Annotated in this window: 1 protein-coding gene; it reads right to left on the minus strand. The window is 35.7% G+C overall.

The features are described 5' to 3' along the window. On the minus strand, positions 1-1,772 hold a 1,772-nt coding region (locus EC396_RS12425; protein WP_164975288.1), incomplete at both ends, for a LamG domain-containing protein.

Consider the following 1,772-nt stretch of genomic DNA (forward strand, 5'->3'; position numbering starts at 1 on the left):
CATGATGCCACTCATTATCGGGAATAAAAGTGCTTGAAGTTAAATTAGCAACTATACTTCCGTTATTAGCCCATCGCATTCGCAACTGTTCGCCTCCAATTCTAAATTCAAACCCATCGGTTAAATTACCATCATTTCTTTTTGCAACAATAGTACCGCTATCTTCACCTGTAGTCCATTTAATCCAAGAAGAAATTGTAAATCCTGCTGGATTTAAATTCAAAGTATTTCCTAAGTTAATTCTATCGTTATCTCTATCATCAAAAAAGATTGAGCGCTGTTCAGTTGTATAAGGTCTATACCCAAAAGTCACATACTGCTCACCCGTAAAATCAAAAATACATTCAAGGTTAGAACCGTTTAACGTTAAAGGCACATAGGTTGAAGTTTCATTAAATGTATTATTACTAGAAACAACCATTACATACTCACCACCATTAGAACCAGAAATAGTACTTGTTAATAAGGTTTCTGGTATGGATATTTTCACATTTTCAACATCATTTGTTTCTTTCATTTTCCATACACGTTGTATAGGTGTAAACGAAACAATTGTTGAAGGGCCTCCTGCAATATCTTGGCTTAAATTTACCGTAAGCGTAGTACCAGCAACAAAAGGTAAATTATTATTTCCCCACATTAAAAATGTTTGATCTGTTGCAAAAGTGTTTGTATTAAGTAGGTTTGTAGTGTAAATATCGCCCAAACCTATGGTGATATCATTGGCATTTGCATTTTGAGAGGTCGATTGCTTTTGATTTAACACAGAATCATCATCTCTACCAATACCTGCTACATTGTAATGATAAGTACTGTTAGCCGAAGCATCCCAAAGTGGCGTACTGCCGCTTGAAGCCATATAATCTCCATTAATGCCACCACCCGTATTATCTAATGTTATACCGTATTTAATTGCTAAGTAAGATTCTACTTTAACTTGATTAGCAAGTGACAATTGTCTATCATAATATATCACTTCTGAAATTCCACCCGTAAGCCTATTTCCTCCTGATCTATCATCACCTATATAATAACTTCCCCCAGTAGACCAACTTGTACTAAATGCTTTTGTACCATTAGTATGAATATTATTTCCATCCTCATAAATCATTGCCGACGCAGTTCCCCCTGGATCACTTACAGACCAAACAAATGTATTGTTTATTTGAAGACTATAAAGATCTGGTGGATTTGCAGCATATCTTCTATCAATAAAAAAAGCTCTTGATGAAGCAGTTCCAAGTTCTATCAACGCTTTATCATTAACAGTTGATATATTACCAACCACAAATATGGTTGAACCTGTTCCATTTGTTCTACTAATATTTCCAGATAACGGTCTATCGTCATCAGTAAAATTTAAACCTGGGTTAAAGTTTGAAAATGAAGAAAGGTAAGTCGTATTTCCAGTTCCCATTGCATCAAAACCTAAAGGACTTTGATCTACCCAACTTGTAATGCCATTTCCTTCAATAATTGTATTTGTACCTGCATCGGCTTTTAACCATAAATTTAAATCTGTAAAAACACCACCTGGAGCTTCTGGATTATTACAAACACCACCTCCACTAACATTGAAATTAACCCTAACACCACCACTACGGGCTGTCCAACCATCATTTGAAAGCACCGTTACCCCTCCAGAAGTAATCGTAATATTAGATACTACATTAGGAAGGTTACGATCCCAACCGTCACCCGGACCGTTTACGCCACCTCCTCTATCATACATTATCACATAATAATTATTAGCATCTTCCAAACAACCTAGA

The organism is Lutibacter sp. HS1-25 (assembly GCF_004121075.1).
GTDB lineage: Bacteria > Bacteroidota > Bacteroidia > Flavobacteriales > Flavobacteriaceae > Lutibacter.